The organism is Leucobacter celer subsp. astrifaciens (genome assembly GCF_001273835.1).
GTDB classification, from domain to species: Bacteria; Actinomycetota; Actinomycetes; order Actinomycetales; family Microbacteriaceae; genus Leucobacter; species Leucobacter celer.
The window spans coordinates 1-394 of the sequence record NZ_JHEI01000185.1 but is presented as its reverse complement, the minus strand read 5'-3'; the positions used below and the strand labels follow the sequence as shown (position 1 = coordinate 394).

Here is a 394-nt window from a genome sequence, read left to right as displayed (position 1 = left end):
CTAGTAACGTAGAGGCTCTCCCTCGACTGTCTAGACCTGATACTCTACAATCGTGATGAGCATGATTTTTTTTTTTTGCTGGGCGAACTACTACGAGGGCGAAGACTTCAAGCTCGACGAGATCGCCCCCGTGCTTGCGGTGAACGACGGCCTCGATGTCGCGGGTGCGTCGGCCGACGACCCGTTCGTGTCGATGACGGATCAGCTCACGCTGCTCGGCCGCACCGACGAGGCCGACGAGGCGATCGCGGGCTACGAAGACGCAGTGGCGGATGCGAAAGAGCGGATCGGCGATCGCGTCGCGGGCAAGAGCTTCGTCGCGATCCACACCCCGACCGACAACTTCACCGTCGTCACCGGCGACTCGATCTACCAGGTGGTGCTCGCCGACCTC

Annotated in this window: 1 protein-coding gene; it reads left to right on the top strand. The window is 61.4% G+C overall.

The window, feature by feature from the left end:
* Window positions 1-52 precede the first annotated feature (52 nt).
* The coding region (locus AMS65_RS17890; RefSeq protein WP_206542018.1) for a TroA family protein at window positions 53-394 on the top strand (342 nt) is incomplete at its 3' end.